This window comes from Tolypothrix campylonemoides VB511288_2 (assembly GCF_045999855.1).
In the GTDB taxonomy this organism is placed as follows: Bacteria; Cyanobacteriota; Cyanobacteriia; order Cyanobacteriales; family Nostocaceae; genus Scytonema; species Scytonema bouteillei_A.
In genome coordinates this window covers 42,719-67,610 of record NZ_JBFPMW010000001.1, presented here as the reverse complement: position 1 = coordinate 67,610, position 24,892 = coordinate 42,719, and the positions used below count along the sequence as shown (strand labels likewise).

Annotated in this window: 24 protein-coding genes; 15 read left to right on the top strand and 9 right to left on the bottom strand. The window is 40.7% G+C overall.

The annotated features are described in order from the left end of the window. Positions 1 to 39 precede the first annotated feature (39 nt). The 5 genes from pflA to AB0756_RS00295 all read left to right on the top strand — a co-directional run bounded on the left by pflA (position 40) and on the right by AB0756_RS00295 (position 8,301). Positions 40 to 807, top strand: a complete 768-nt coding sequence (pflA, locus tag AB0756_RS00315; protein WP_038085603.1) for a pyruvate formate-lyase-activating protein — start codon at positions 40 to 42, stop codon at positions 805 to 807. A 229-nt stretch (positions 808 to 1,036) separates the two neighbouring features. Continuing rightward, positions 1,037 to 3,871, top strand: coding sequence for a tetratricopeptide repeat protein (locus AB0756_RS00310; protein ID WP_408019818.1), 2,835 nt, complete (start codon positions 1,037 to 1,039; stop codon positions 3,869 to 3,871). Positions 3,872 to 4,741: 870 nt separating this feature from the next. Beyond that, on the top strand, positions 4,742 to 5,425 hold the full coding sequence (locus AB0756_RS00305; protein ID WP_038085605.1) for a 2OG-Fe dioxygenase family protein: 684 nt from the start codon (positions 4,742 to 4,744) through the stop codon (positions 5,423 to 5,425). Positions 5,426 to 5,547: 122 nt separating this feature from the next. Continuing rightward, positions 5,548 to 6,801, top strand: a complete 1,254-nt coding sequence (locus tag AB0756_RS00300; RefSeq protein ID WP_038085606.1) for a cysteine desulfurase-like protein — start codon at positions 5,548 to 5,550, stop codon at positions 6,799 to 6,801. Positions 6,802 to 7,065: 264 nt separating this feature from the next. Beyond that, entirely contained in the window at positions 7,066 to 8,301 is a 1,236-nt protein-coding gene (locus tag AB0756_RS00295; RefSeq protein ID WP_038085609.1) for a hypothetical protein, read from the top strand. A gap of 127 nt (positions 8,302 to 8,428) precedes the next feature. Here the strand turns inward: AB0756_RS00295 and AB0756_RS00290 are convergent, their stop codons facing one another. Beyond that, complete coding sequence (locus AB0756_RS00290; protein ID WP_408103981.1) at positions 8,429 to 8,590, bottom strand: HNH endonuclease; 162 nt, start codon at positions 8,588 to 8,590, stop codon at positions 8,429 to 8,431. Positions 8,591 to 8,717: 127 nt separating this feature from the next. Beyond that, on the bottom strand, positions 8,718 to 9,041 hold the full coding sequence (locus AB0756_RS00285; protein ID WP_237266036.1) for a hypothetical protein: 324 nt from the start codon (positions 9,039 to 9,041) through the stop codon (positions 8,718 to 8,720). Positions 9,042 to 9,726: 685 nt separating this feature from the next. On the opposite strand from AB0756_RS00285, the gene AB0756_RS00280 reads away from it, so the two are divergent. Further along, positions 9,727 to 10,071 carry a hypothetical protein gene (locus AB0756_RS00280; RefSeq protein ID WP_038085611.1) on the top strand — a complete coding sequence of 115 codons (345 nt, stop codon included), beginning with the start codon at positions 9,727 to 9,729 and terminating at the stop codon, positions 10,069 to 10,071. Positions 10,072 to 10,349: 278 nt separating this feature from the next. On the opposite strand, the gene AB0756_RS00275 is transcribed toward AB0756_RS00280, so the two are convergent. Then, positions 10,350 to 10,760 (bottom strand): VOC family protein, encoded by a 411-nt coding sequence (locus AB0756_RS00275; protein WP_038085614.1) that lies wholly within the window; start codon positions 10,758 to 10,760, stop codon positions 10,350 to 10,352. Positions 10,761 to 11,018: 258 nt separating this feature from the next. Beyond that, positions 11,019 to 11,672, bottom strand: a complete 654-nt coding sequence (locus AB0756_RS00270; RefSeq protein ID WP_038085615.1) for a PAP/fibrillin family protein — start codon at positions 11,670 to 11,672, stop codon at positions 11,019 to 11,021. Positions 11,673 to 12,193: 521 nt separating this feature from the next. Between AB0756_RS00270 and AB0756_RS00265 the strand changes: the two genes are divergently transcribed. From AB0756_RS00265 to AB0756_RS00245, 5 genes are read left to right on the top strand one after another with little or no spacing between them, the layout of a single operon-like run. After that, positions 12,194 to 12,493: a hypothetical protein gene (locus AB0756_RS00265; protein ID WP_038085617.1), complete on the top strand. Its 300-nt coding sequence runs from the start codon at positions 12,194 to 12,196 to the stop codon at positions 12,491 to 12,493. Continuing rightward, on the top strand, positions 12,480 to 13,538 hold the full coding sequence (locus tag AB0756_RS00260) for a DUF6745 domain-containing protein (protein WP_038085619.1): 1,059 nt from the start codon (positions 12,480 to 12,482) through the stop codon (positions 13,536 to 13,538). The genes AB0756_RS00265 and AB0756_RS00260 overlap by 14 nt, the downstream gene beginning before the upstream one ends. 43 nt (positions 13,539 to 13,581) lie before the next feature. Further along, entirely contained in the window at positions 13,582 to 14,214 is a 633-nt protein-coding gene (locus tag AB0756_RS00255) for a hypothetical protein (RefSeq protein WP_038085622.1), read from the top strand. Then, positions 14,205 to 14,756 (top strand): hypothetical protein, encoded by a 552-nt coding sequence (locus tag AB0756_RS00250; RefSeq protein WP_038085624.1) that lies wholly within the window; start codon positions 14,205 to 14,207, stop codon positions 14,754 to 14,756. Before AB0756_RS00255 ends, AB0756_RS00250 begins: the two co-directional genes overlap by 10 nt. 59 nt (positions 14,757 to 14,815) lie before the next feature. Beyond that, positions 14,816 to 15,757 carry a GUN4 domain-containing protein gene (locus tag AB0756_RS00245; protein ID WP_162002296.1) on the top strand — a complete coding sequence of 314 codons (942 nt, stop codon included), beginning with the start codon at positions 14,816 to 14,818 and terminating at the stop codon, positions 15,755 to 15,757. 440 nt (positions 15,758 to 16,197) lie between these two features. On the opposite strand, the gene AB0756_RS00240 is transcribed toward AB0756_RS00245, so the two are convergent. After that, positions 16,198 to 16,776 (bottom strand): GNAT family N-acetyltransferase, encoded by a 579-nt coding sequence (locus tag AB0756_RS00240; RefSeq protein ID WP_237266037.1) that lies wholly within the window; start codon positions 16,774 to 16,776, stop codon positions 16,198 to 16,200. 151 nt (positions 16,777 to 16,927) lie between these two features. Between AB0756_RS00240 and AB0756_RS00235 the strand changes: the two genes are divergently transcribed. Continuing rightward, a complete protein-coding gene (locus AB0756_RS00235) occupies positions 16,928 to 17,275 on the top strand; it encodes a hypothetical protein (RefSeq protein ID WP_038085628.1) in 348 nt (115 codons plus the stop codon). Positions 17,276 to 17,373: 98 nt separating this feature from the next. Here AB0756_RS00235 and AB0756_RS00230 read toward each other — a convergent pair whose 3' ends face one another. Next, positions 17,374 to 17,940 (bottom strand): GNAT family N-acetyltransferase, encoded by a 567-nt coding sequence (locus AB0756_RS00230; protein ID WP_038085630.1) that lies wholly within the window; start codon positions 17,938 to 17,940, stop codon positions 17,374 to 17,376. A gap of 262 nt (positions 17,941 to 18,202) precedes the next feature. Between AB0756_RS00230 and AB0756_RS00225 the strand changes: the two genes are divergently transcribed. Continuing rightward, entirely contained in the window at positions 18,203 to 18,484 is a 282-nt protein-coding gene (locus AB0756_RS00225; protein WP_038085631.1) for a DUF7219 family protein, read from the top strand. Here AB0756_RS00225 and AB0756_RS00220 read toward each other — a convergent pair. Then, a complete protein-coding gene (locus AB0756_RS00220) occupies positions 18,481 to 18,669 on the bottom strand; it encodes a hypothetical protein (RefSeq protein ID WP_237266038.1) in 189 nt (62 codons plus the stop codon). The two genes, AB0756_RS00225 and AB0756_RS00220, sit on opposite strands and share 4 nt — an antisense overlap. Positions 18,670 to 19,378: 709 nt before the next feature. Here AB0756_RS00220 and msrB point away from each other — a divergent pair. Continuing rightward, positions 19,379 to 19,810 carry a peptide-methionine (R)-S-oxide reductase MsrB gene (msrB, locus tag AB0756_RS00215; RefSeq protein WP_038085634.1) on the top strand — a complete coding sequence of 144 codons (432 nt, stop codon included), beginning with the start codon at positions 19,379 to 19,381 and terminating at the stop codon, positions 19,808 to 19,810. A 176-nt stretch (positions 19,811 to 19,986) separates the two neighbouring features. Further along, the gene (locus tag AB0756_RS00210) at positions 19,987 to 20,721 is read left to right on the top strand and encodes a DUF1995 family protein (RefSeq protein ID WP_038085636.1); all 735 of its coding nucleotides are present in this window, start codon (positions 19,987 to 19,989) and stop codon (positions 20,719 to 20,721) included. Positions 20,722 to 20,764: 43 nt separating this feature from the next. Here AB0756_RS00210 and AB0756_RS00205 read toward each other — a convergent pair whose 3' ends face one another. After that, entirely contained in the window at positions 20,765 to 23,728 is a 2,964-nt protein-coding gene (locus AB0756_RS00205; RefSeq protein ID WP_038085639.1) for a zinc-dependent metalloprotease, read from the bottom strand. A gap of 433 nt (positions 23,729 to 24,161) precedes the next feature. After that, positions 24,162 to 24,755 carry a MarC family protein gene (locus tag AB0756_RS00200; RefSeq protein ID WP_038085640.1) on the bottom strand — a complete coding sequence of 198 codons (594 nt, stop codon included), beginning with the start codon at positions 24,753 to 24,755 and terminating at the stop codon, positions 24,162 to 24,164. Positions 24,756 to 24,892 lie beyond the last annotated feature (137 nt).

Sequence of the window (24,892 nt, the reverse complement as noted above, 5' to 3'; positions counted from 1 at the left end):
TAAGACCTCGTCAAAATAAGCACATTTACAGGCAGAGGTATGCTGAGTCGGTCTTCCCAAACAACAACCAACTCTAATAGCAGCTTAGGTTATATCCATTCTGTGGAAACCTGTGGTACAGTAGATGGTCCGGGTATACGTTTTGTAATATTTACTACAGGATGTCCCCTTCGTTGCCTTTATTGTGCAAATCCTGATTGTCGCCATATAGAAGATGGAAAACTAACCAGTGTTGATGAATTGATTGTAGAAATTCAAAAGTACACATCATATATGAAAGCCTCTGGAGGCGGCGTAACTCTTTGTGGAGGAGAACCTCTTTTTCAACCAGATTTTGTTAAAGAAATTTTGAAACGCTGTAAAGAGTTGGGAATTCATACTGCTTTAGATACATCGGGCTTTTGCGAGCTAGAGATAGCGAAACCCGTCTTAGAATTTGTTGATTTAGTGCTGTTAGATATCAAATCTTTTGATCGAGCAACATATAAAAAAGTCACTAGCGTTTCTATTGAACCAACACTAGCGCTTGCAAAATACTTAAGTGATATTAATAAGCCAGTCTGGATTCGTTATGTTTTAGTACCGGGACTTACAGATGAAACACAAAATGTCGAGGGTGTAGCTAATTTTGTGGCGACACTCAAAAATGTTGAAAAATTGGAAGTTTTACCGTTTCACAAGATGGGTGAATATAAATGGGAGCAACTAGGTTATGAATACAAGCTTAAAGATACATTACCTCCCACACCCGAACAGGTAAAGAAAGCTGTGGATATTTTCAAAAGCCGAGGAATTGCAGTGGTGTAATTTCAGAGTGTTTGAGTTATGGGATCTGAATAAGTCATGGTTCTTAGTACTTTACACTCATTCTTAACAAAGATAATCTTGCATACTACTTTTGTAGTATAATTGGAAGTGCCAAAAGCTCCAATATTTTTATCTTTTAATCTCAAGCCTCTCCCAAGGATAGGGACAAGACTGCTAAATTGGATAAGTGTGCTGCTTGACAACTTACCAACGGAAAGAGAATGTTTTTATGAAGAGCAAAAATCAGATAATCTTCACCTTACTGTTGAGAAGCGCTATTGTCTTTTCACCTGTTGTCTTGTCCGTTGGTGTTGCTAGCGCTCAAAAACCACCATCCTCCTCCTCGGAAGTAGCTCCCGCCGTCTTAAGGCAAAATCGGGGACAAGGAGGACAATGGTCGGAGGAACAACGTTCCTTTGTGCGTACAACTATACTACTAAATGTTTGGCTTGGTATACTGACTCTTATTCCAGTTACAACGATCGCTTCGCTCCTGCTGTTACGACGGGCGGCAATCCGTGCAATTGTGGATAAAGCCATGGAACGGTTAGAGGGACTTGAAGAGTTAGAAAAACAACTAGTCACTGTCAAGCAGGAATCACAAAAACTTATATATGAAATTAAAAACGTTTCCTCCGAACTGGAAAAGGAAGCGGAAACTCTACAACAAAAAATCAAAATAGAACAAGAAAGTTTATCCAAAGTTCCATTTGAAATTTCTCAATCTAAAGAGCAGATATTAGCAGAACTCACAGGTTTAGTACAAAAATCTCAACAAGAGGTACAAACTTTAGAAGCTGAGTTTGCTTCTTACTTATCGGAATTTGAATTGCAGGCTCAACAGAAAAGAAACCTGACTCTGAATAATTTAGGAGACTTGGAATCTGAAGTAACATCTCAAATCGGTGAGATGAAATCGGGATTACAGCAGGAAAGAGAAATCACTCTTGATGATTTGGCAAAATCTCGAGCGGAATTTTCCTCTCAAATTTCAAATTTGCATTTAGATGCAGAACGAAGCAAGAATAAGATTCTAGAAAACTTAGAGCAATTGCAAGCAGAATTTGCTACTCAGTTAACAGAGTTGAAGTCAGGAATACAACAACAAAAAGATATTGCTCTTGAAGATATAGCTAAATCTCAGTCAGAGTTTGTTTCTCAAATTTCCGGTTTGCACTCAGATGCGGAAAAACACAGAAACAAAGTTTTGGAAAACTTAGAGCAATTGCAATCAGAATTTGCTACTCAGTTGACGGAGCTAAAGTCAGGAATACAACAGCAAAAAGATATTGCTCTTGGAGATTTGGCAAAATCTCAGTCAGAGTTTGCCTCTCAAATGTCTGGCTTGCACTCAGATGCAGAACAACGCAGAAACAGAGTTTTGGAAAACTTAGAGCAATTGCAATCAGAATTTGCTACTCAGTTGACGGAGCTAAAGTCAGGAATACAACAGCAAAAAGATATTGCTCTTGGAGATTTGGCAAAATCTCAGTCAGAGTTTGCCTCTCAAATGTCTGGCTTGCACTCAGATGCAGAACAACGCAGAAACAGAGTTTTGGAAAACTTAGAGCAATTGCAATCAGAATTTGCTACTCAGTTGACGGAGCTAAAGTCAGGAATACAACAGCAAAAAGATATTGCTCTTGGAGATTTGGCAAAATCTCAATCAGAGTTTGCTTCTCAAATTTCCGGTTTGCATTCAGATGCAGAACAACATAAAAATCAAGTTCTGGCGAATTTGGATCGGTTACAAACAGAGTTTGCTGCTCAACTTTCTGAATTAAAAGTTGGTGCTCAAGACAAAAAAAATGCAACTAATAACAGTTTGATAGAGTTGGAAAATCAACTGAAATCCTATGCATCTGGATTTGAGTCTGATATAGAACAACAAAAAAATAAAGTTATTGAAAGTTTAAGGCAGTTGAGAACGGAATTTACTTCACAACTCTCTAAGTTGCGCTTGGATGCTCAAAGGAAACAAAAAATTATTCTTGAAGATTTAGAAAAATCAGGAAATGAACTGACTTCTCAATTCTCTGAACTTAAGAAAGATGCCAGACAAGAAAAAGCGCTCGTTCTGGAAAAGCTAGAGCAGTTGGAATCGGAATTCATTTCACAACTCTCTGAATTGCAAAGAGATGCCCTTCAGCAAAAAGACTCAATTCTCGAACAGGTATCTGATGTTGCTTCTCAAGCAAGTGCAGAGTCTGTAACCTTTGTGGTTGAGAAAAAAGAACACGAAGAAATACAGGATAAATTGCAACAACCGCAAGAGGTGAGCAGTGAAGTTATTTCTACTGTAAGTCCAGAACCTGTTAGCGATCGCTTAATTGAAATAGTTCCAGCATCTACTGATACTCAAACCGATTCTCAGGTAGAAGAATATATCAAACAGGGAGAGACTCTTTTTGCCCAAAAGAACTATGAAGATGCACTTGCTGCTTACAACAAAGCCATTGAGATTCAACCAAACAATGCAGCTGCTTGGTTAAACCGAGGGATGACTTTAGGAAGATTAAAACAGTATCGAGAGGCAATTGATTCCTACGAGCAAGCTTTGAAACATAAGCCTGATTACCATCAGGCTTGGGTTGATGTAGGTGTAGCGCTGGGATACTTAGGAAGACATAAGGAAGCTTTGATTGCTTTTAAAAAAGCTACGCGAGTTAAACCCGATGATGGAGTAGCTTGGTTAAATCGGGGTCTTGCATTGCAAGAGTTAGAACAAGATGAAGACGCAGTTGTTTGTTTTGATAAAGCTATCAAATTTAAGCCTAACTCTCATAAAGCTTGGAATAACCGAGGTTACTCTCTAGTTATGCTAGGGCGAGATGATGAAGCAATTGAAAGCTTTGATAAGGCATTGGAAATTAAACCAGATTATGCCAATGCCTACTATAACAAAGCTATCTGTTTTGCGATGCAGAGGCAGATTGAATCATCTCTGGACAATTTGCAAAAAGCAATTAACCTCAATCCTAACTTTAAGGAACAAGCAGCCAGTGACATAGATTTTGATGACATTGCAGCTGATAAGCGTTTCCAAGAGTTGGTAAGGGAGTAAGATATTTTTACACCATATGCTCTTGACCGATTGTCCTTAGAATAGAATTCTCTTGCTATACAAACAAAGTCCGCCTGTATTGTTTTGGTAAGAAACACGATATCAGGAATCAGACCGGAAGTCCACGTAGGTGGACTTCGCTTGTATAGACGCGATTTTAATCGCAGGCGTGTTTTTTCACTTATTGAGATGCTCCCCACTAAGTACGGAAGAGCCCCTGCTCCTTACTTTATGGAAAGCCTACCGATTGGAAACGGTATTACTCCCTTCCCACTATAAGATTACCGAGCTTCTCCTCTTTCTTCGTGTACTTTGCGTCTTTGTGGTTCATTTAATTAGGTAATCTTAGAGCAGGATAGGAATCCTTACATTCATATTTGATTACGTTAAGATTGTAAAGAAAGGTTTGTCTGAGAAGACTCTCACTAAAATAACAGATATTTAATTTTACTAAAACTGCCGGGGATCAGAGATTTCACGGAAGGATTTTAAGATAAAGACTTTATGAACAATATTTAGGTTGCTATTGCAAGTCAATTTTTCCTTGCATATAATTAAGGATAGAGGTGTATGAAAAGAGCACCGAAAGAAAAGAGGGCAAAGAACGAAGTTAAATAAACTTAAACAATATCTGGATTAAAAAGTTAAGAAACTTTAACTTTTTCCAAGTGAAACGACAGTTTGAGTCGTCTAGCTGCTAACAAAAATCGAGCATCACCCATAACGTTTGCTCTGCGTAAATTCTTTATTAGTAGCAAAAGCGTATAAATTTTAACTGATTTTTTTGGCTTTGGGTCTGACTATAGAGCCAACCCTGATTTTTTACGTGTTAACTTGGCTACTTAATATTGAGCCAAGGAGGATAATCATATGTTGGAATTAAGAAAAGAAGTTTTTGATTGCATCACCAGTTATGCGTTGGACAGTGTTGCAGCTGTTAACGTAGATAACATAAAGCCGTTTTATAAAAATCTACCTCTAGATCCATATATAAAAGATAATTACCGCTTTAGACGCTTATCTCATTTCAAGGTTGCAGAAGAGGGTTTAGTCAAATTACCTCATAGAGCTTTATATCAGGCGAAAAAATACAATCCTTTGCTTGGTAATGTAGTCAGAGAATTTGCAGAACTTGAGGATGAACTCATTAAGATTGAGGATTTCCAAAGAATTGTGTTGGAATTTTTTGAGTTTTGTAAAATTTGTTCAATTCATACAGAAGTGGCAGTTCATCAAATTAGAACCGTTGCTTATCCAGGGAAAGTAGGAAACCCAGCACCAGAAGGAATTCACAGAGATGGTGTTGATATGATTGGGATTTTTGCTGTGAATAGGGAGGGAATTGAAGGAGGCGAAACTCATCTCTATAAATCTAAGAGTGACAACCCAATTTTTACCAAAATTCTCCATCCTGGAGAGTTACTAGTCTTTAGCGATCGCAACCTATTCCACTTTACGACAGCTATCGAAGCACTCACTGCAGAAAATGGGGTCAGGGATGTGTTTGTGATTACTTGTCCGGGGTTAAATCCTCAGGATAATAAAGGAGATTAGGAACTGGGGACTGGGGTACCTTTCTTGTGGAAGGGACGGGAGAGGATACCCATCCTATAAAGGAAAAATATATTGTTTGCAAATCACCAAGCAATTCAGCAAGAAAAAAGGAGTGTTCTACGATGGTTGACCTAGATTTAAAGTGGATACGCGATCGCTTTCCCGCTCTCTCCCAAGAGATCGACGGTCAACCCGTGATTTTTTTTGACGGACCGGGCGGTACTCAAGTCCCAAGCCCTGTAGTCAACGCGATCGCAGAATACTTGATAAAGTCAAATGCTAACGCACATGGGGCGTTTGCCACCAGTGAGAGAACAGACTCACTTGTAGTATCAGCGCGTTTGGCAATCGCCGATTTGTTAGGTTGTGATGCTGACGAAGTTGTGTTTGGTTCCAACATGACCACACTCACCTTCACCATAAGTCGAGCCATTGGTCGAGAACTGCGACCCGGTGATGAAATTGTCGTTACCAAACTCGACCACTATGCCAATGTCTCCCCTTGGTACGCACTTTCCGAACAAGGCGCAGTCATTCGTACAGTTGATATCAATGTAGAAGACTGTACCCTAGACATGAACCATCTCAAGCAGCAAATCAACGAACGAACGCGACTCGTAGCAGTGGGGTATGCATCCAATGCTGTAGGTACAATCAACGACATTGCAGAAATCGTCAAACTTGCTCGTGCTGTTGGAGCAATGGTTTTTGTAGATGCGGTTCACTATGCCCCTCACGGTCCGGTAGACGTGCATGCGATCGATTGCGACTTTCTCAGTTGTTCCGCCTATAAATTCTTTGGACCCCATGTGGGTGTTATGTATGCAAAACGGGAACATCTGACTCGCCTGCTTCCTTACAAAGTGCAACCAGCCCCAGATGAAATCCCCTCACGTTGGGAAACTGGGACTCAAAACTATGAAGGGCTGGCGGGGATGGTAGCAGCAATTGACTATCTAGCTGAAATAGGTCACCAACTTTTACCTGGTGTTGAAAACCGCCGAGAAGCTTTAGTAGCAGCCATGCTAGGAATCAAGCAATACGAAAAAGAACTCAGCTACAAGTTGATTTCAGGATTGCTACAAATTTCCGGTGTAACTCTCTATGGTATTACCAATCCAAGCAGCTTTGACTGGCGAACACCAACCGTTGGAATTCGATTAGCCAAACACGCTCCTCAGACAGTTGCTAAAGCTTTAGGCGATCGCGGTATCTTCACCTGGAACGGCAACTTTTACGCACTCGGTTTAACTGAAAAATTAGGAGTCGAATCAAGTGGAGGACTCCTGAGGATCGGGTTAACACACTACAACACTGTTGAAGAAATTCATCGTTTTTTGGCAGTCATTGATGAATTGTTAGTGGTTAGTAGTTAATGGTTACTCCCTTCCCCCTATAAGACTACCGATCTGCTTTTCCTCTTATTCCCTTGCTCTTTGTGTCGAGTGCGGTTCATTTAAATAGGTAATCTTTGGGCGGAAAGGGAGTAGTTGTTAGTTGTTCTATGAACCATCAACCACTAACTACCGACTGTGAGCCACAAACCATTAAGCTGTGGCGCATATTACGCCCTCCCCCACTCTCCCCATCTCCCTCAATTCAATGCCTCACAGCTAAACCACTAACAGCTAACCAATAATATGCAATCCCATCATTTGCTTTCTATTTTCAACCCCTCCAATTACTGGCGGGGCGGTCATTTTACTATTCCCTGGCAACCGATCTACCAGCAATTCCAAATATTACCCGAAGAACTGGTTTTAAGCGATTTGCGCGACCTGTCACACACACCACTAAACGCTCAAGTCGATCGCATCGATCCAGACGATTCCTCTCGCGATACCTTAGTTTTCTCTTTACCAAAAGTTATTCCACCCGGTTCCGAAGATGAAGTGCTAGCTTCTACCTTTGTGAGACTAGACCGAGGCAAACCCGTGCTATCTGGCTTAGTTGAGCCATCGTTAGAAGTTGTTTATAGTGCATCGGGACAGGCGCGAGGAGTCAGGCTCTCCAACAGCCGTCTTGTCATTTGGTTCAACCTCATACCTGCACCTGAAGATAATTGGCAAAACTGGTTTTCTGGTTCAGCAACTAGCGTACAACTGGACTACCAAGAACTTCTCGATCCATTTCGGGCTGCTAAAGGAGACTGGATCGGACAAGATCCAGAAAAGCGGTGCATGCAAGTAGATGAACTCTTGCTACCAGAACAATTTCATCCTGCATCGCAATACTACAATGTCAGCTTGTTCAATCATTCTTACCGATTGGTCTCTCATTCCACAGGTCCGGTACGTGCAAGCATAACTATTGCTTCCGAACCCTTCGATTATATCTGTACAGAGCCAAGAACTGGCAGTAAGCGCCATTTAATTTGCGAACTCTACAGAGTCATTAGTTTGTATGCTGGTGCCAATTACTTGGTTGAAGAACTTTATGTGAAAGGGAAGCCCAGGATAGAACAAGACTGGGTTCTCAACCAACAAGAAGTCGTTTATCCTGATTTTGCTCCTCGTTACTTTGCCCACATGAACCTGGGACGAACAGAAGATATCCAGCAAGTTTTCCCCGTATTTGATTGGTTTGCTATTGGGTCTAGCGAGCCACCCTATCCAGCATACGGTTTGATGACTAACGTACATTTAAATTTTTTGACTCACCCACACGTTGGTCATAAAAGCCATTTTTCTTGGCAGTTGTTACCCAGCAATTATGCCAAGTGCGTACACTTATTTATGAGAGGTCAACCTGAAGGATTTGATGCGCGGGTAGGTCATCTTTGGTATGAACTCATACACAAGCCTTTAAGGGCTGAAATATATCAAGATTCTTCTTGTCCCATCGTTGTGAAGTTACCAAATTTGGCTGTATTGTAGTGAAAAATTTGTGATGTTTTTAGATGAAACCATTTGTCAATTGGGGAAGTTCAGATTAAACAAAACACGTTTTTACTCCTACGGGTATTGTCCTAGATTCATCAAAACTTGCCGTTGAAGTATGCGATTAGGAACTTTGAACTGAAGCAACCTTACAGTCCCGTGACCAATCTGAGTTTTTCCTTCTATTCTTTATAGTAGCGAAATCCGAACCTTTATAGCGGTTGCAGGATAAACATGAAAGTGCTAAGTTCTCAGCAGTTGTTTCACCTCCATGCTTTACGGCGATAAAATGGTCTACTTCATGGGTATAGATTGAAAAATCTTGATAGATTAAGCAATATTCACAGCGTCTAAATGCTCTCTCTATGACTAGCTTACGTAGTTCGGCAGGAATTGAATTTAGAAGTCATTTATTAAATTCTAGTAGAGGCTCGTGCTTTTAGTAAAATAATAATATGTTCTAATTGCTCGTAAACATCTAATTCTGCTAATTCTATTGGACTGAGTATTGCAGAGCGATTTTTTTCTAATAATGCTTGCAGGCGTGTTTGAGCTTGGGATGAAACTTTAAAAGTCATAATTTCTTCTGGTGTTGGACGTTTAATTAAAAAATCAAGAACCTCTTGATAAACTGCGGGAATATCTGTAGTCTCAGCTAGGACTGTCTGCTGAACCTGTGGTGAATTAGCAACGTCTAGCAATCGCCACAGCAATTCGGGTAAGTGATTTTGCGTCATGTTTTAAACGTTGAGCAAGTTCCAAAGCGAATTTGAATTGTTAATTCTGCCATTGCGATTGCTTCCTTAGTGCCTGTCGGCGTGTCTTTTCTCCTAATTATAGCTTTACTACCCTTCAAGGCTACGGTGTACACACAAGTCTCCTAAAATGCCTTCTGGCAGTTTCGATCCCCCCTAGCCCCCCTTAAAAAGGGGGGAAAATTTTTCAAGTCCCCTAATTTATTAGGGGTTTTAGGAAGATCTCTAAAGATGTGTATACACCGTAGCCTTAAAAAGGGGGGGAAATTATTCAATTACCCCAATATATCCGGGTTTTAGGGAGATCTCTAAAGATGTGTGTACACCGTAGCCTTAAAAAGGGGGGAAAATACTCTTAAAGTCCCCAATTTATCGGGGGATTTAGGGGGAGCTTGAATGTTTTGCTACTGATGAAAGGACTTTTCAAACATCCTCTTAGGGCAATCCGATAAAAGCTTGTAAATTTGTTGACTCAAACATCCTCTTAGGGCAATCCAATCAAAGCTTGTAAATTTGTTGACACTGAGACAGTATGCGGAGCTTCATCGCTAAACGTTACTAAGATTAAAGAAAGCACTGCTACTACCAGAGCATACCAATTATGACCGATAATTATCTGCGTTCGTCAGCGTTGATCTACGGTTAAAGATTTTCCAGGAGAAAAACAATGTCAGATTTCCAAGATTTTCTAAGACACCAATTTGCATACGTAGCCATAGGAGAGTTTAAACCGGGCAAATTTGAAGAAGCCAAGCGACTCTACGAACAAGCAGTAGGAACCTATACCCATGGCTTCAAAGGAGCATACCTTCTCCAAGAACCGGGAACTGATAAAGGAATCGCTGTTATTTTTTGGGAAAACGTTGAAGATATGGATACCAACCACAGCGAAGCTTACGATAACATCCTCAAAGAAATGTTGCCTTTGTTTGTTAAAGCTCCAACAACTTTTTTCCATGAGGTTGTCTGCGAAATTCAACCCCAAGAAGAACAAAGTGTCAAAAGCAATTAGTATCCAGTTCGGGTAAACACTTATACTCGGTTTGTAGTTACTATGCCTGCGAGCGCTGTTAGGAATACCGCCAGTTGGACACCGCAGCTACGAACTTATGACTTTATCAGTCATAAGTCGAACATGATATAAAAGCAATCCTTGAAACAAAAAATCTTGATATAGTGCCTGCCCGTAATTGAAAAATTGGGTGGGCATCTCATTAACAGTGAAATGACATAACAAAAAAGTAATATTTTATACAAAAATATTCACTAGCTGCTACCTTTTGTTAGTTTTTAAGGTAGGTTTGGCATATGTACAAATTCCAGTTTGATGCTATCTGGGTCAGCAAAGTAAAAAGCGTAATAACCAGGAGCGTAGTGGTTGTACTCCGCAGGTGAGTCCAAAATTGTACCGCCTAGAGCCAGAACAATTTGGTACAGTCGATCGACTTCCTCTCGACTTTCAGCATTAAAAGCAAGGTGATGCAGCCCAGGGGAATAGCGATCGTGCGTTTTGTTGGGAGAATCCGGACGGCTGTTGTAAATTAAGAAAGCTCCTCCATTTTCCAACCACCACATCGTAAAATACTCATTTTTTTCTACTTTTTGGTATCCCATGAATTGTAAAATTTGGTCGTAAAATGGTTCGGATTTGGTGCGATCGCTTACCGTCAAAGATAAGTGGTTGATTGTACCTAAAGTCATAGCAGCTTACCAAGCAGTTATTTGTGCTAACTTTATATTAGTATTTTTGTTCTTATATGAGAAGTAATTTGTTAGCTTATAACATCTGCGCCATTATAACTTGTGGGGTCGGTTTTGTTATTGTATAGCCGTCCTAAATGAAATATAAAAATAAAAGTGAAGACTGCTAATTGCTAATAGCTCATGGTCAAAAAGCAATTAGCTATTAGCAATCCAACTTTTTTCCAAATGATTTAGGATTGTTATATAATTTGTGTTTCAACCCGAATAGCCAGAATTAGCAAAATCGTTGGATTTAGTCAGAATGAACAAACTTCCATCTCCCCCTCGCCCAATTCTTAATGTTTCATCTAAGTAAGTAATATCTAGAGTAGGTACTCTGTTGGTAGGATTATTAGCTGGAACAACCTTAAATGGATTGAGTTGGGGAGTTGCGATACCAACAACCTTCTCAATAGACAGGTAGCGTTTGTCAAAATAGACATTAATGCGTTTGTGCGGGGAATCTGATGACTCTGTTTGGGCTGGCTCAAAACGAGCTGTCACTTTGACAAATCCTGATACCAATCCCAGGGGATGTTTAACACGAGCTATATTAAAAAATAATTTATTTGCAACATCAATCACCTGATAAACTTTGCCCAACTTTAATCCTAATGGGAGAGAGGCTAAAGAACGGATTTCTCTGGCAGTAGAATATTTTAGTTGCCAAGCTCCATTGAGCAAAGAAGTGGCGTAGAGTAGGGGATTGGGATTGGGATTGACACTTTCTAATTCTATTGTCAATTGTTCGATTTCTGCGGTACGGGTTTTGTCTGGGTTCAAATTGGTAATAGGAGAACCATCGCCTTGGGTATCAATTTTCTCAAGCGAGGTTTGTAACTTTTCCTTAACTGCGAGTTGAGTATTCAAGGCTTTCTACTTTCTTTCGATAGCTTATGGCTTTTATGCTAAAACGTCATTTCCGTTTCATTTATAAATTTTTGTATAGATACAGTTGCTTTATGCTGCCATTGTTGACATTTGGCTGCGATATATGTTTGTAAAAAGCAGTTGGTTGGACTGGGGGTTTATCGCATTAATGTTGATAGGTGAAACGAATGAAAGTTACATTTAAATTCAGCATAAAAGTTTTGAGCAAAATGACAAAATGCTGGTTCGATTTCTTTTTTATTTTGTTTGACCAATATCATAATGCAATTCGTCTAAACTTATCTGAGTCGTTATCCACTGATTCACAAAGCTCAAAGCACTTTCAGGAGCCTTCCACAACTGCAAACCTCAGTTATTGATGAAGATCGGTATACCCGTTTCACAATGACCTATCTAACGCGTGCCATTCCTTCTTAATAGTGCCTAAAATCGTCGAACGATCGCTTGCCATTCAAGCATAATCTTTTTATAATACAAAAATAATACATAAAAATCCAGACATGAATCCATTACGACAGGGAGACGTGTTGCTCATCCCCACAAAGCAACAGCAATCTACAGGAAAAAAACTTCCTCACCTCACCTTGGCTGAAGGGGAAGTGACAGGTCACAAGCACCGCATTACAGATGGAAGTGCCCAACTTTACGAAGAAGATGGGACTTTGTACTTGCAGGTGCTGTCAGAAACTGCATTGCTCAGCCATGAGGAACATAAAGAAATAGCAATTCCCAGGGGTGTGTGGATGGTGAGGATACAAAGAGAATACGAACCGGCTGGTTGGAGATATGTTGCAGATTAAACTGACAACCGAACAACAAGCGCTGATTTCAACTTACCGGGACAAGTGGTGCAAGTTGGCTCTTTCCACTCAAGAGGTTGAAATCGAGCAAGCCACAACTGCTGTGGAAGCAATTTACAGTTTGATGGGTAAGCCCAAACCCAGCGTCTTTTATTTTGCCAGCCCCATCGCGGCTATAGAACAATTTGACTTTTTAAAGATTTGGGGAAACCAAACAATCGATATTGAAACTCAGTTAATACAGAGTGTTAGAAAACAACTCAGTCACGAACTTTGGTTGGAACTGCATTCAAAGCTGTATGAAGCATTGCACCAGGAGTTGTGGAACTCAATTGGGCGGAGAATTTACACTGCGGTTGTGGAGCAATCGCAGTTGATACACTCTTTAAATGACGAAGATGCATCCAGTTACTTCAATCCCGCCCAAGACTGCGTTCCAACTGAATATTTGGTTTCAATGGCTTGCTTGTTCGACTTTTGCTATTCGGTTCTCAACTGTTCTATTAACCGAGAGTTATGGCAGGCTTATCAATTGTTGGTTCAGCATTGCGGTTGGCTGTGGACTTATGAAGGGGTGTGTTTGGTGTGCGATCGCCCTTACCATCTTGAGAGAGATTCTCAAGGATTGCTCCACGGTGAAGGACACCCGGCAATTCAACTCAGAGATGGTTTCAGTAGTATTTATGCTTATCATGGCGTGATATTACCGGAAAAATACGGTATGGTACATCCAAACAAATGGCGATCTCAATGGCTGCTAACAGAAAACAATGCCGAATTGCGGCGGGTTTTGATCCAAGGTATTGGCTACTCCAAAATTTGCCAAGAACTGCAAGCTAAGAAACTAGATACTTGGCAGGAATACAGGTTATTAAAAATTGATGCCATTAATGATGTAGAACCCATTCACCTGCTAGCAATGACCTGTCCCAGTACCGCCCACGTACACGCTTTGAGAGTCCCTCCGGATATTACCAGTGCAAGAGAAGCCATTCGTTGGGTGAATTGGGGGATCGATCCCACTGAATTTAGCTTACAAACTTAAGGTTATGTTGTATCTTGCTCTCTCGTGTCTCCAAGGAAGACCCATGCAATCAGCGGCTGAAGAATTACTCAGCTTGGGTATAGGTGGCTTGCAGCTGACACCTGGGTTGGTTCCAACTGAAGGCTTTCAGGATTGGCTGGAGGAAAAACAAATTTCAGTCCGTACCCATCATGGTTTTAGCTGGCGTCGGTTGAGAGCCAAAGTGTGGAGCGACAATGGCGATTGTGTTGTTAATTCAAATTCGATACATCCTCCTCTCAAGAACCATCCATGTGCTAAGTTGTGGGACAGTCGAGTTAAGCTGGGCGATTACCATCATTTGATTCTAGAAACCATGTATCCAGAGTACTGCTTGGGTAATGGCGAAGAAGTAGCTTGGGCAATGGATTTGGGTTTGCAGCTGGCGGTTGATGTGTCTCACGTTTACATTCAGTTATGCCAGGGGGCGATGAGTGAAAACGTTTGGAGGCGCTTGCAAGAATACGAGGGCCTTCAGGAATTACACGTATCAAGTAATACCGGAAGTGCTGATATACACCAGCCCATTACCAAAGATACTTTTGGTTTGGATTGGGTAAAAGAGCGATCTGGTGATGGAATACCCGTCATTTTGGAGTGCTACTTGCACAAACTTTCTTTAGCACAACGTACCGAACAAGTAGAACAATGGAACTAGAACACCTTTACACGAAAAAGCAAGCAGCACAAATGCGGCAAAAGTTGATGGATGAGTTTGTCATCCCTGTTGTGCAAATGAACTTTCAAAAATATCCCTCCTTGCGATCGGCGGCAATGATGGTGGCTCAGTACTGGAGTGATGAGGCATCAGATGCGGTTCATTATTGCTTGATTTACTCTGTTTTAGATACCCCCGATTTTGAAGCAGCCGCTCGGGCAGAAGTTGATTATGATGACGACACTGTTAACCTGCCCAATCTCGGGCGTTTGGAGTATCGAGTTTATTGTGTAGAGCGCAATGGAGAAACAATTTACTGGCCGGAGAACCTTGATTCCATTCCTGCATTTGCTGCTTTTTGCAAAGAAGGTTGCCATCAATGTATGGACGCTTTTGAAGCTTATACTCCCTACGCCATACTCCGCCGCCAAGAAGATGCGATAAGCTGTACCCAGCTTGCGCCAAGGGCGATCGCAGTTGAGGTAGTTGGGAAAATGCTGCGTCCTTGGCTCGATGGAATTAAGCCGGATTGGGTAAGGTAGGAATGAGCCATTATCCACTGATTCACAAACCTAAAAGCGATTTCAGGAGCCTTCCACAGGTGCAAACCTCGATTATTGGTGAAGGTCAATATATTCGTGCAGATGGTCATGGTTACGGACACGTCATTCTTCAGTTGGAACCGAATCCAAATACAGATGGGTGTTTTATGTTGTGGTCAGTTACCCAAAACCACATCCCAAACTTTAATCGTGAATACTTAATCACAGAGTCTTATTTGAAGGCTGTTTATCAAGGGTTGTGTGAAGCGCTTGTTGAAGAAGTAGAAGATTACCGCTACACGCAATATGTGCCCTTTCCTTATCAAAACACGAATGTCAGAATTACAGGAGGCTCTTACCATCCCATTGATTCCCGAGCTTCTTCGTTTCAAATAGCTGCTTATATTGCTCTAGCTCGGGCTGTTTCCCAGTTACCGGACAGCCCTTTATACTTGCAAGAAATCCCCTGCTTGCAACCGAGACGTAAACCTCAACCAAAGGTGCTAATGGCTGAATTGAATAACATTCCACAAAAGTATCGCAATTTGCACGAGTTTCTGCAAGCCGGATACTGGAAGAATGCAGACAGTGAAACTCGCAAGCTGGTATTTGAACTGGCTGGAGGAGAATATTCCATTCGAGATGATGATTACTGGTTACCGTTAAAAGGAATTTTGAACATTGCAGAAGCAGATGTACAGATAATCGATCGACTGTGGATAACATACAGCCAGGGGCGATTTGGATTTAGCGTTCAAAAACAAATTTTTTTGGAGTGCGGTGGCAAACTAGGTCTAAGAGATGAGAAAGAAGTGTGGGAAAAATTTGGCGATCGCGTGGGTTGGAGATTAGATAAAAATCGATGGGTTTGGCTGGAAGACGTTCAATTTAATCTGTGTGCCCGAGTCGGTCATCTTCCTTGTTTGGAATGGTGGGGACTTGGAACGAAGGAAGAAGTTATGCAACTGATTTTGACCAAGGAATTCAAAAGCGATTTATAGATATTGCCCTCAGAATGGAATTCTGGGGCTATACAAGCAAGCCTGCCTTCGCAGGCTTAAGAGCAGTCCGCGCAGGCGGTGAGTCTAGGGAAAGCAGGTGGTGAGTCCATTGCTGTAGGCGGGTTTCCCGCACCCTGGCAACTGGCGTATAGCCCTGCGGGCATAGCTTCGCAACGCGAAGCGTCTCCGTCAGGAGATACCCGGAGGGGTTTCCCGCGCCCTGGGAACTAGCGTATAGCCCTGCGGGCATAGCTTCGCAACGCGTATAGCCCTTACGGGCATAGCCTGCGGCATCGCGGAGCGTGCGCTTTGCGCTTAGCGTCTGTGCTCCTGAGATACCCGGAGGGACGAGCGTTTGTATAGCTGCGATTGAGAACATCGCAGGTGTGGTTTTTCCAAATTGGGATGCTCCCGTTTTCTACAAGCATTTTTGTTTTTTATTATTTAATCTGTAAAGACATGGATTCTATATCAAAATATTTATCATTCAATTTATACGCCTTTTTCTCTACTCCATAGGTTTGAAATTTAAAAGATACATAAAGTTGTTTTGCCTTTCTATTATTTGTAACAACATCAAGTAATAAGATTTCTATCTCATTCATAGTTTTTGCTCTTTTGATTAATTCATTGAGTAATAACTTCCCTATACCTTTTCCCCGAGCTTCTGGTTGAACGTACATAGAGCGAATATATGCTTTATGCCTGAGTTTTATTCTTGATTCCTGATGAAATGCAACAATTCCAATTAACTCTTTATCCTCATAATAGCCTAAGATAAAGTTATTGTTGTCTTCAGGTATTTTATCTCTAAATTCATCTATCGTTTTCCAAGATTCTTCAGTATACATTGAGCCAAAAGAATCTGGATTGTTATATAAAGCTTCTAATCTAATATTTCTATAATCTTCTGCATCATGTTTTGTTAATTTTCTAATTTCCATTGGATAAACTACAAATAATAAACAACTTACGGCTTCATTTCTTTTATAAATGAAATGGTCTGAAAACTGCAACATGGGTCAATTGGGCGTGTACTGCCATACATGACGAACTGTCAGGTGCGATCGCCTGGTGCTCATTCTGAGCAACAGTATTGCTCTTGAACCCGTGCTGTCACGATCGCAATATGTCAATAATAGACAAGTATGATGATTCACAGAAAAAAATATGGAAGAAACAGTAACTCTATACCGTCCTACTGGACCGAAAGAACTGGAATTAGTTAAACAAAGTGGCTATACTCAATGGCCACCTCGACTACCCGAACAACCAATTTTTTACCCCGTGACAAACGAAGAATATGCCAAAGAAATTGCTACTAAGTGGAATGTTAAAGACAGTGGGGTGGGTTATGTGACACGCTTTAAGGTTAAGAAAGAATTCATGGATAAATATGAAATTCATCAAGTAGGAGCGTCATATCACAAGGAATGGTGGGTTCCTGCTGAGGAACTGGAACAGTTGAATAAAAACATTGTGGGTCAAATTGAAGTTATTGGAGAATACACAGCGTGAATTCTTGCTCGGAATGTTTAACCGATTAAGCTAAAGATGATTGAAGGATAAGATTGGCAGGTCGTAGAGGACAAAAAAATAACTAGTTGCTGTTCAAGCTAAATATTCCGAATCTGCATCTGTATCCAATCCTTCTCTAAAATTGCGTACAGCAACATATCTCGCCATTCTCCTCGCATCGATTCATATTCGCGCAGATAGCCTTCCTGTCTCATGCCAATTTTTACTAAAACTCTTGCAGAGAGATTATTCTGAGAGTCACAAATCGCAAAAATGCGATGCAATTTTAACTGCTGGAAACCAAATTCTAAAAGTTTTTCTCCAACTTCCGTTGCATAGCCTTGCCCCCAGAATTTCTTAGCCAAGGAAAACCCTATAGAAGCTTCTGGCTTATTGGCATCTGTGATGGAAATACGACAAGCGCCAATCAATTGCTTGTCCTCTTTTAAAGTGACTGCAAGGGCAAAATGCTGGCGGTTTCTTTTTCGGTGAGCTTTAATCTCTGTTTGTAGATAATTTTTGGTGTCTTCTGCGCTGTTGGGACCAAAAGGTAAGTAACGAACGACTTCTGGATCGGAAGCATAGTCATGGACTCCTTGCGAGTCTGATTCTACAAAGTCCCGGAGTATAAGACGTGGTGTTTCTAGGGGAAGATAAATACTCATTACTAAAGTTAAGACTTAAACGTTCAGGTTCAGAAATATTACTTAATAGCGTATAAGAGAAGTCGCTGTTCGCGACAAAGAAGAGAATTTTTAGCAGGATGTTCTCTGTTAAGTGTTGCCCTGAAATAGTGTACTTTTTTTGCTCGGGAAAATCTATCTCATAGAATCTGCCACGTAATTTTAATTTTTTATGTTACAAAATTTACTTAGATTAACAAAAGATTAAGTATAATAGAAAAATAATCGCAACGGAAGTAAGCAGATGGAACAGTCAAACGAAGAAGACAAAGAAAATTTTCTCTACCCTCGAGGTCGCTATTACGGTCAAGTCAAACCTGAAAATTTAATTTTTAACGCCAATCTTCAAGAATTTGCCCAGAAAGTAGGCATTATCACCAGTTTAGAAACATCTGGGAAACTTTCTCCTGAAGAAGCTTACGACCAGGTTAAAGCCCTCTGGAAACAGCTGAAGCGCAGCAAAAAGGAATTGGGAATCGGCGATGAGCCACCTAACAATATAGAACTTCCACCAGATGAACCCTAAAATGGCTCAAAGTCATTCTTGAAGACCTCAAACTCTTTTGGAAACAGCGATACCACTAAACTTTGTGTGGCATTTTCATCTTCAATCCGGATAAGCCACCGTTCTGGAGTGCCATCACCCGAAGCTTCTTGACCGCAAATCTCCCCTATTTTGCCAGCTACGTATGCTGGACGTAAAATCAGCACCTTGTCTCCTATTTTGGGGTTAATAGCACTCCTCACTGAAAAATACAAAAAATTTATACAAGTAAATTCCGAAGAATTGGATAACCTCATCTTAATCTTATCTTGACTTGCACAAAAATATTTATGAACTGCAAGAAGTCAGCGATCGCAAATAATCATCACTGGGTTATGCTTGCAGTACATACGCTCTCAGCACTACTCCAAGCCAAATACAAAGCTTTTACTCAATCGTTATATAGTTGCGTTTTTGTCTCTGACTTCCTTAGATTGAAATAAGGGGTTGTTTGAAAAGTGGTTAGCTGATTTTAGGCACTTAGCGATCCCCGCTAGCCCCCCTTAAAACGGGAAAAATACTCTTAAAGTCCCCCAATTTATCGGGGGATTTAGGAGGCTATTGAATGTTTTGCTACTGATGAAAGGACTTTTCAAACATTTTTTAAGGTAATTTTAATTGTTTTTTAATATTTAAATAATTTGGATATCATAACATAATTATGAAAGATTAATTCAAAAACATTTAAAAAAAAAGCCCTTCTTGTATAGGGTTAACAGTTAATTATTAACAAAACTAATGGCAATCTTTGAAATCTATATAGGGTTGGCATTGCTAACCCTACATACTTTTGGTGAGGAATGCCTACCTTACAGTTCCTAAAATTTTTCCAAGAATGATTTAGGATGACTATATATATTAGGGGAATCAAAAGTTATGACAACTTCAAAAAATACAGAGTTTGAAGTCAAGAAAACCGAACAAGAATGGCAAGAGACTTTGAGCCAAGAGCAGTTTTGCGTACTCCGCCAACATGCGACAGAACGTCCTCATACAAGTCCACTAAACAAGGAGTACGCTCAAGGTATTTATCAGTGTGCGGGATGCAGTCAACCGCTATTTGTCTCAGATACTAAGTATAACAGTGGGACCGGCTGGCCTAGTTTCTTTAATCCCATTGAAGGTGCGATCGATACAACTGTGGATCGGTCTTTATTTATGACTAGAATTGAAGTTCATTGCAGTCGTTGTGGCGGTCATTTGGGTCATGTCTTTGATGACGGTCCCAAACCCACTGGCAAACGCTACTGTATCAATGGTGTTGCTCTAAAGTTTATTCCAGACTCAGATTCAGGAAGTTCTAAATAAAACAATACTTCAAAGGCATTTCCAGGCTTAACCTGGGAACAAGAGGAAAACGGAAATTTTGTGCTGGGTGGGGGGTATCACCCCTCATTCGCTATCAGTAACCTTTGAGTTGTTGGGGATCTTGCAAGCCCATCTGTTGTTAAGATCTAAAGTCTTAAATCAAAACTTTATTTAACATGGCAGAACTTCCAAACAGTCTTGAAGATGCGATCGCTCAAGCTCGCGAGGCAACTAAAACAGCACTAGCAGATGGATGCAAGCGGATACAAGTTGACTTTTTGTTTCCAGAACTCAAACCCATGCCTGTAGCAGAACAATTTCTAGCAGTTTTTGCAGAGTATGGGTCAAAACTTAAGGTTTTCTTTCCCGATGCTGGAGGAGCCGCCCTTGCAAGTCGAGAGTGGACGGATGTGCCATTTAAAATTTTTGACATAGGCACTGGTAGATTGTCTTTGGAGAAGAAAATTGAGCCAGAGGACGAAATCTTCTTTCTGATTGCTCCTACTGTCGTAGAAGTTGGGGAAGTCGAAAAGATGGCTCAACTGGTAGGAGATCGCCCGCTCGTCATCTTAAATCCGCGTTTGGAAGATTTAGGGGCGGTGGGTATTGGTTATGCAGCGAGACAGTTACGCGATCGCTTTATCAGTACAATTGAAAACTGCTATTATCTTCGCCCTATAGATAATGAAACTGCGGTCTTTCGCTGTTATCCCGGTCAGTGGGAAGTCTGGTTAGAAAACCGTGGGGAGTATCAAAAAATTGCAGAACTCCCGCAAAAGCCCTCAGGAGATGATCTAGATACGATTCTAGCGAAACAAGGTTCTGCATCTGAAACACAAGGGACACCAGTTGCGAAAAAGCCCAATATGTTTAAAAGTTTGCAACGTTTCTTACGTGCGTTAAGGAATTAATTTGTTGTAGGTGGTTAGTTGTTAACCACTAACCACTAACTTCTTACTTTGCCTCTAACTGAGCATTTAACGCTTTGTTAATTCTGTCATGCGTTTCCAGCAAATGAGCTTTGGTGTAATCGTCGTTGGAATTCGCTCCATCCAGTTTTTCATTTAACTGTCTTAGTTTATACCATGCTAGCGTGCGAGCATCTTCTGGAACGTTGCTTTTACGCAATACCATACTCATTAAAAGGTCGAGATATTCTCTCTGCAAACCCCGACGCAAACTAGATATTTTAATGGGTTTACCGTTTGGTTTGAGGACCTCACTCCAAATTCCATTTTGTAAGGTATCAAATAGTTCTGGTAAAGTCAGTGCTTGTTCGGGTTTGCTTTTCAGTTCGAGGTCTTTAAGACGGGAAAGGCGATCGCCTGAAAGCAAATCTGTTAACACGGAGCCTTGCATAAATAACACCAAATCGTGAATTGGATAATCCAATCGCCCGGTTCGGGGTGCGCTTCCCCAGTGACGCCAGCGAGAAGGAGCCAATTTATTCAGCAGTTCTGGTGGGAAAATTAAAGCATCTTCAGCAAAGACATATTTTTGCAAAATCTCAAGTGCTTGTCGTTGTTGTGCGACGGGTACGGGTTGAAAGGGTAATTCCCCTTGGGGATTGTCTGGATTAACTCTGTAGAAAGACTGACCGCCTATGTATTTTGAAGTATAGTAAATATTCTGAACGTAATTACTAAATACAGTGCCAAATCGTTCTTTGACATCACTGAAACTTTCACCTGCACTGGGGTAATTTTTGTTCAGACGTTCCCACATAAACCGTGCATTGTCTAACTGTCCCTGAGAATATGCTAGAACGTTACTGCTATTGTCCCATGCATTAGAAGTTGGGTCGAGGTCTAAAACATCTTCGTCTGTGGAGTAACTTAATTCGGGTTTGTAAGATTCACTGGCGATTTTATCCAACAAGGGCTTTTCAGCAGTAGTGGATGCAACAGATAGGGGTGCGTAACCGTACTTAATGACCCACTCATCGTAAATTCCTATCATACTGGGAAAATAATCCCCTTGCTTGGTCCCTTTAGGTGCAATATTAGGTGGAATGTAATCCATCACCGATGAGATAAGACCCTTGCTGCGAGTAAGTTCTGTATTGTTCAATTGTTCGGGAGCAAGCAAAGTACTTCCACGGAAGTTGTGCCTTAACCCTAAAGTATGTCCGACTTCGTGAGCAATAATAAGACGTAAATACTGATGAATATAGTTTTTTATTTGTTCGCTGCTTGGAGGTGTGTCTTGCAACAGTGAAATTGCCATAGAACCAAAAGCAAATTGGTTGGCTGCTTCCATTCCATAGCAAAGATCGAATGCGCCTGCTAATTGAGACAGTCGGTTGTTGAGTCCTTCTGTTGATTGATTTTGGTTGGAAGTATCATTGTTTTTAGCGTCCAAGCGATTGTTACACAAGAGACGTTCCTGCATCAATGTTGATAGGGGAGTTCGGGCTTGTGCTTGGTTGGGTTGGACGAGTTTGCGATATTCGCCCTTCAGCGCTCTGATAAAGCTAGCATCAACGAGAATATCAGCATCCAAAATTTCTCCTGTTAAGGGATTGACACGAGATGGTCCTAAAGCAAAATAACCATCTACCGTGTTAATCCATCGAATGGTGTTATAACGTATATCTGCAGGGTCCCAAGTCGCATTATCTGGCATTTGACGAACTTGAATTGCATCTTTGAATCCAACTTTTTCAAAGGCTTTATTCCACATCAAGACACCTTCTTTAACAGCGTCTCGATACTCTAGGGGAATTGCGTTGTCAATCCAGAAAATAATTGGTTTTTTAGGTGGTGAAATAGCTGCTTTGGGATCTTGTTTTTCTAGGTTCCATCGGTTGATATAGCGGACGAAGGGTTCTTTGCGATCGTCATCTGACAAGTCTTGGTACGCACTAATAAAATAACCGACTCGCTCATCTGCTAGGCGGGGGCGGTAACCGTTGTTGGGAAGTTCGGAGAAACTGTAGTGAACGCGCAAAGTAAATCCACGGCTGTCTGCTAGAGAAGCATAACGAAATATGTTGCTGTCGCTACCGCTAGCACTGGAGAAATTTAAAACTGACTCCACTTCCATGTTGAGAGGAAAAGCTTTAGCGTTCCCAAAATATGACTTATCCGTACCTGGGGAGATTCCCAAACTATAAGATAATCCTGCTAAATCTGTTAGCAGGAGTTCGCCTAAGTCTATAAGTACGGTTTTGCTTTGTGGATGAATGCTTTTGATTGGTATCGAATAAAGAACTGAATCGCTAAAAGAGCGGGCGAGCGATCGCTGTTGGGGATCTCCTTCACGAGCGCGAAAATTGACGTTACGAACTACAAATTGGATATTTTTATTTGTCCGTTGAAAGTAAAATAAGAAATCTTGTAAGGGCATACCACTGTAGATTCCAGCTTCACCAATACCAGATTCCAACGTTGCTGTAGCCAAGTAATTTTTATTTAATTGAGTCGGTTTAATTTCTAAATATATCTTATTCTGTTCTTTATTTCGGTATAAAGTGAATAACCCTTCAAGTTTTTCGGTATCTTTAATAACTTTGTCAAAAGCTTCAAATTCCTCCTTTGGTGCTGGTTTTGCAGTAGAGCCTGCTTTTTCGCCAGTTTCTTCAGACTTATCTAAATTTTTCTGTACTTGGAGAAAAGGTTGCCGCCCCACTTTCTTAGTATCATTTACAACCCACGTAAAAGATTTGCGTTGTGCTTGCGAGTTTTTTTGGTCAAGCACCCAAACTTGGTCTCGCTTTAGCCCCGTGCGAGAAGATGTATCTAGAATAGATTTATCCGTATATTTTGTATCATAATTTACATTTCCATCCTTCATGGATAACCTATCCACTAAATCTGTTGCTTGGGTTACATCTGGTTTGCCATCCGTTGCTTTAGCAGATGACATCCCTAAAAATAAGCAATGCAACAAAACAACATAAAAGGTAAATTTTTTCATTCAATCTATCTCCAGTACTGCTCCCTATCTACTCTGTTTGATACCTACCCAACAAAGCTAATTTCGCTTAACCTTAGAAGCGATCTGGAAAAGATCCTTAGCTGCTGTACACCAGACAGTTAAATTCCTAGTGTCAGTTGCTTAACTTTGTTGCTGTGTCTTACTGTAATATTTTTCCCAATAATTGCTTCTGTCTCACATGGTACGTATTATCTTTACATCTATCCATATATAGATTTTAATTAGTGGCAGCCAAGCCGCAACCGAATTATAGTTATCCAAGACTTTTCCGTATTTTTTTAGTATAAAATATAGCGTGTTAATGCATTTATCTTTAGTTAGGCAACTTTTATGTAACAAAAATTAAGATCTTGGCTTTACCTCCCTTGAGTCCTAACGTGAAAGGGAAGGGGTAAAACTTAAGCTTATTTAACTACGCAAGAAATAATTCCTTGATCCCCGTACTACCAATTTCAATTGCTAGCGCCGCTAACAAAAAACCCAAAAGCTGAGTAATAATGACCTCTCCTTCTGCACCAATCCATTTATCAATCTGATTTGATAAACGTAAAATTAACCAACTCAGAAACATTGCTCCCACAATACCCCCAATGACGCTGATATGAGGGCTGGGGGATTCAGCCATTAGTAACATCACTGTTGTCAGAGTACCCGGTCCTGCTAGCAATGGCAAAGCTAATGGTGTAATCGCAACATCGCGATCGCGATCGATAATTGGTGTATCTAAATCTCCTTGAAGCATTTGTAAAGCGATTAACAACAGCAGCAGTCCCCCCGCTACTCGCAAAGATCCCAAACTAATATCCAAGTAACTTAAGATAAATCTGCCACCAAAGGCAAAAACTAAAAGAACTGCAATTGCTACCAAAATAGCTTTATCTATAACTTTGTTTCTGCGCTCTGGTTCCATACCTTTAGTTAAAACCAAGAGTATGGGTATGTTTCCAATAGCATCTGCAAGAACAAAGACAGCAAGAAAAGTTTTAAGCAGAATAGAAGTGTCCACAGTAGATAGCTTAAACCAAGTTACTCTAACAAAGGTACTGAAATTTAGAGTACTTTCACTCAACCCATAGGTTAACAAATCTCCTGAACAAATTAAGCCATAATTGAGTAATACATATAATACATAAAAGTACGCGA

Excerpts from the sequence above, each read along its gene's own strand:
- pflA (WP_038085603.1), top strand. The coding sequence starts at position 40 with ATGCTGAGTCGGTCTTCCCAAACAACAACCAACTCTAATAGCAGCTTA.
- AB0756_RS00310 (WP_408019818.1), top strand. The coding sequence starts at position 1,037 with ATGAAGAGCAAAAATCAGATAATCTTCACCTTACTGTTGAGAAGCGCT.
- AB0756_RS00305 (WP_038085605.1), top strand. The coding sequence starts at position 4,742 with ATGTTGGAATTAAGAAAAGAAGTTTTTGATTGCATCACCAGTTATGCG.
- AB0756_RS00300 (WP_038085606.1), top strand. The coding sequence starts at position 5,548 with ATGGTTGACCTAGATTTAAAGTGGATACGCGATCGCTTTCCCGCTCTC.
- AB0756_RS00295 (WP_038085609.1), top strand. The coding sequence starts at position 7,066 with ATGCAATCCCATCATTTGCTTTCTATTTTCAACCCCTCCAATTACTGG.
- AB0756_RS00285 (WP_237266036.1), bottom strand. The coding sequence starts at position 9,041 with ATGACGCAAAATCACTTACCCGAATTGCTGTGGCGATTGCTAGACGTT.
- AB0756_RS00280 (WP_038085611.1), top strand. The coding sequence starts at position 9,727 with ATGTCAGATTTCCAAGATTTTCTAAGACACCAATTTGCATACGTAGCC.
- AB0756_RS00275 (WP_038085614.1), bottom strand. The coding sequence starts at position 10,760 with ATGACTTTAGGTACAATCAACCACTTATCTTTGACGGTAAGCGATCGC.
- AB0756_RS00265 (WP_038085617.1), top strand. The coding sequence starts at position 12,194 with ATGAATCCATTACGACAGGGAGACGTGTTGCTCATCCCCACAAAGCAA.
- AB0756_RS00260 (WP_038085619.1), top strand. The coding sequence starts at position 12,480 with ATGTTGCAGATTAAACTGACAACCGAACAACAAGCGCTGATTTCAACT.
- AB0756_RS00255 (WP_038085622.1), top strand. The coding sequence starts at position 13,582 with ATGCAATCAGCGGCTGAAGAATTACTCAGCTTGGGTATAGGTGGCTTG.
- AB0756_RS00250 (WP_038085624.1), top strand. The coding sequence starts at position 14,205 with ATGGAACTAGAACACCTTTACACGAAAAAGCAAGCAGCACAAATGCGG.
- AB0756_RS00240 (WP_237266037.1), bottom strand. The coding sequence starts at position 16,776 with ATGTTGCAGTTTTCAGACCATTTCATTTATAAAAGAAATGAAGCCGTA.
- AB0756_RS00235 (WP_038085628.1), top strand. The coding sequence starts at position 16,928 with ATGGAAGAAACAGTAACTCTATACCGTCCTACTGGACCGAAAGAACTG.
- AB0756_RS00230 (WP_038085630.1), bottom strand. The coding sequence starts at position 17,940 with ATGAGTATTTATCTTCCCCTAGAAACACCACGTCTTATACTCCGGGAC.
- AB0756_RS00225 (WP_038085631.1), top strand. The coding sequence starts at position 18,203 with ATGGAACAGTCAAACGAAGAAGACAAAGAAAATTTTCTCTACCCTCGA.
- msrB (WP_038085634.1), top strand. The coding sequence starts at position 19,379 with ATGACAACTTCAAAAAATACAGAGTTTGAAGTCAAGAAAACCGAACAA.
- AB0756_RS00210 (WP_038085636.1), top strand. The coding sequence starts at position 19,987 with ATGGCAGAACTTCCAAACAGTCTTGAAGATGCGATCGCTCAAGCTCGC.
- AB0756_RS00205 (WP_038085639.1), bottom strand. The coding sequence starts at position 23,728 with ATGAAAAAATTTACCTTTTATGTTGTTTTGTTGCATTGCTTATTTTTA.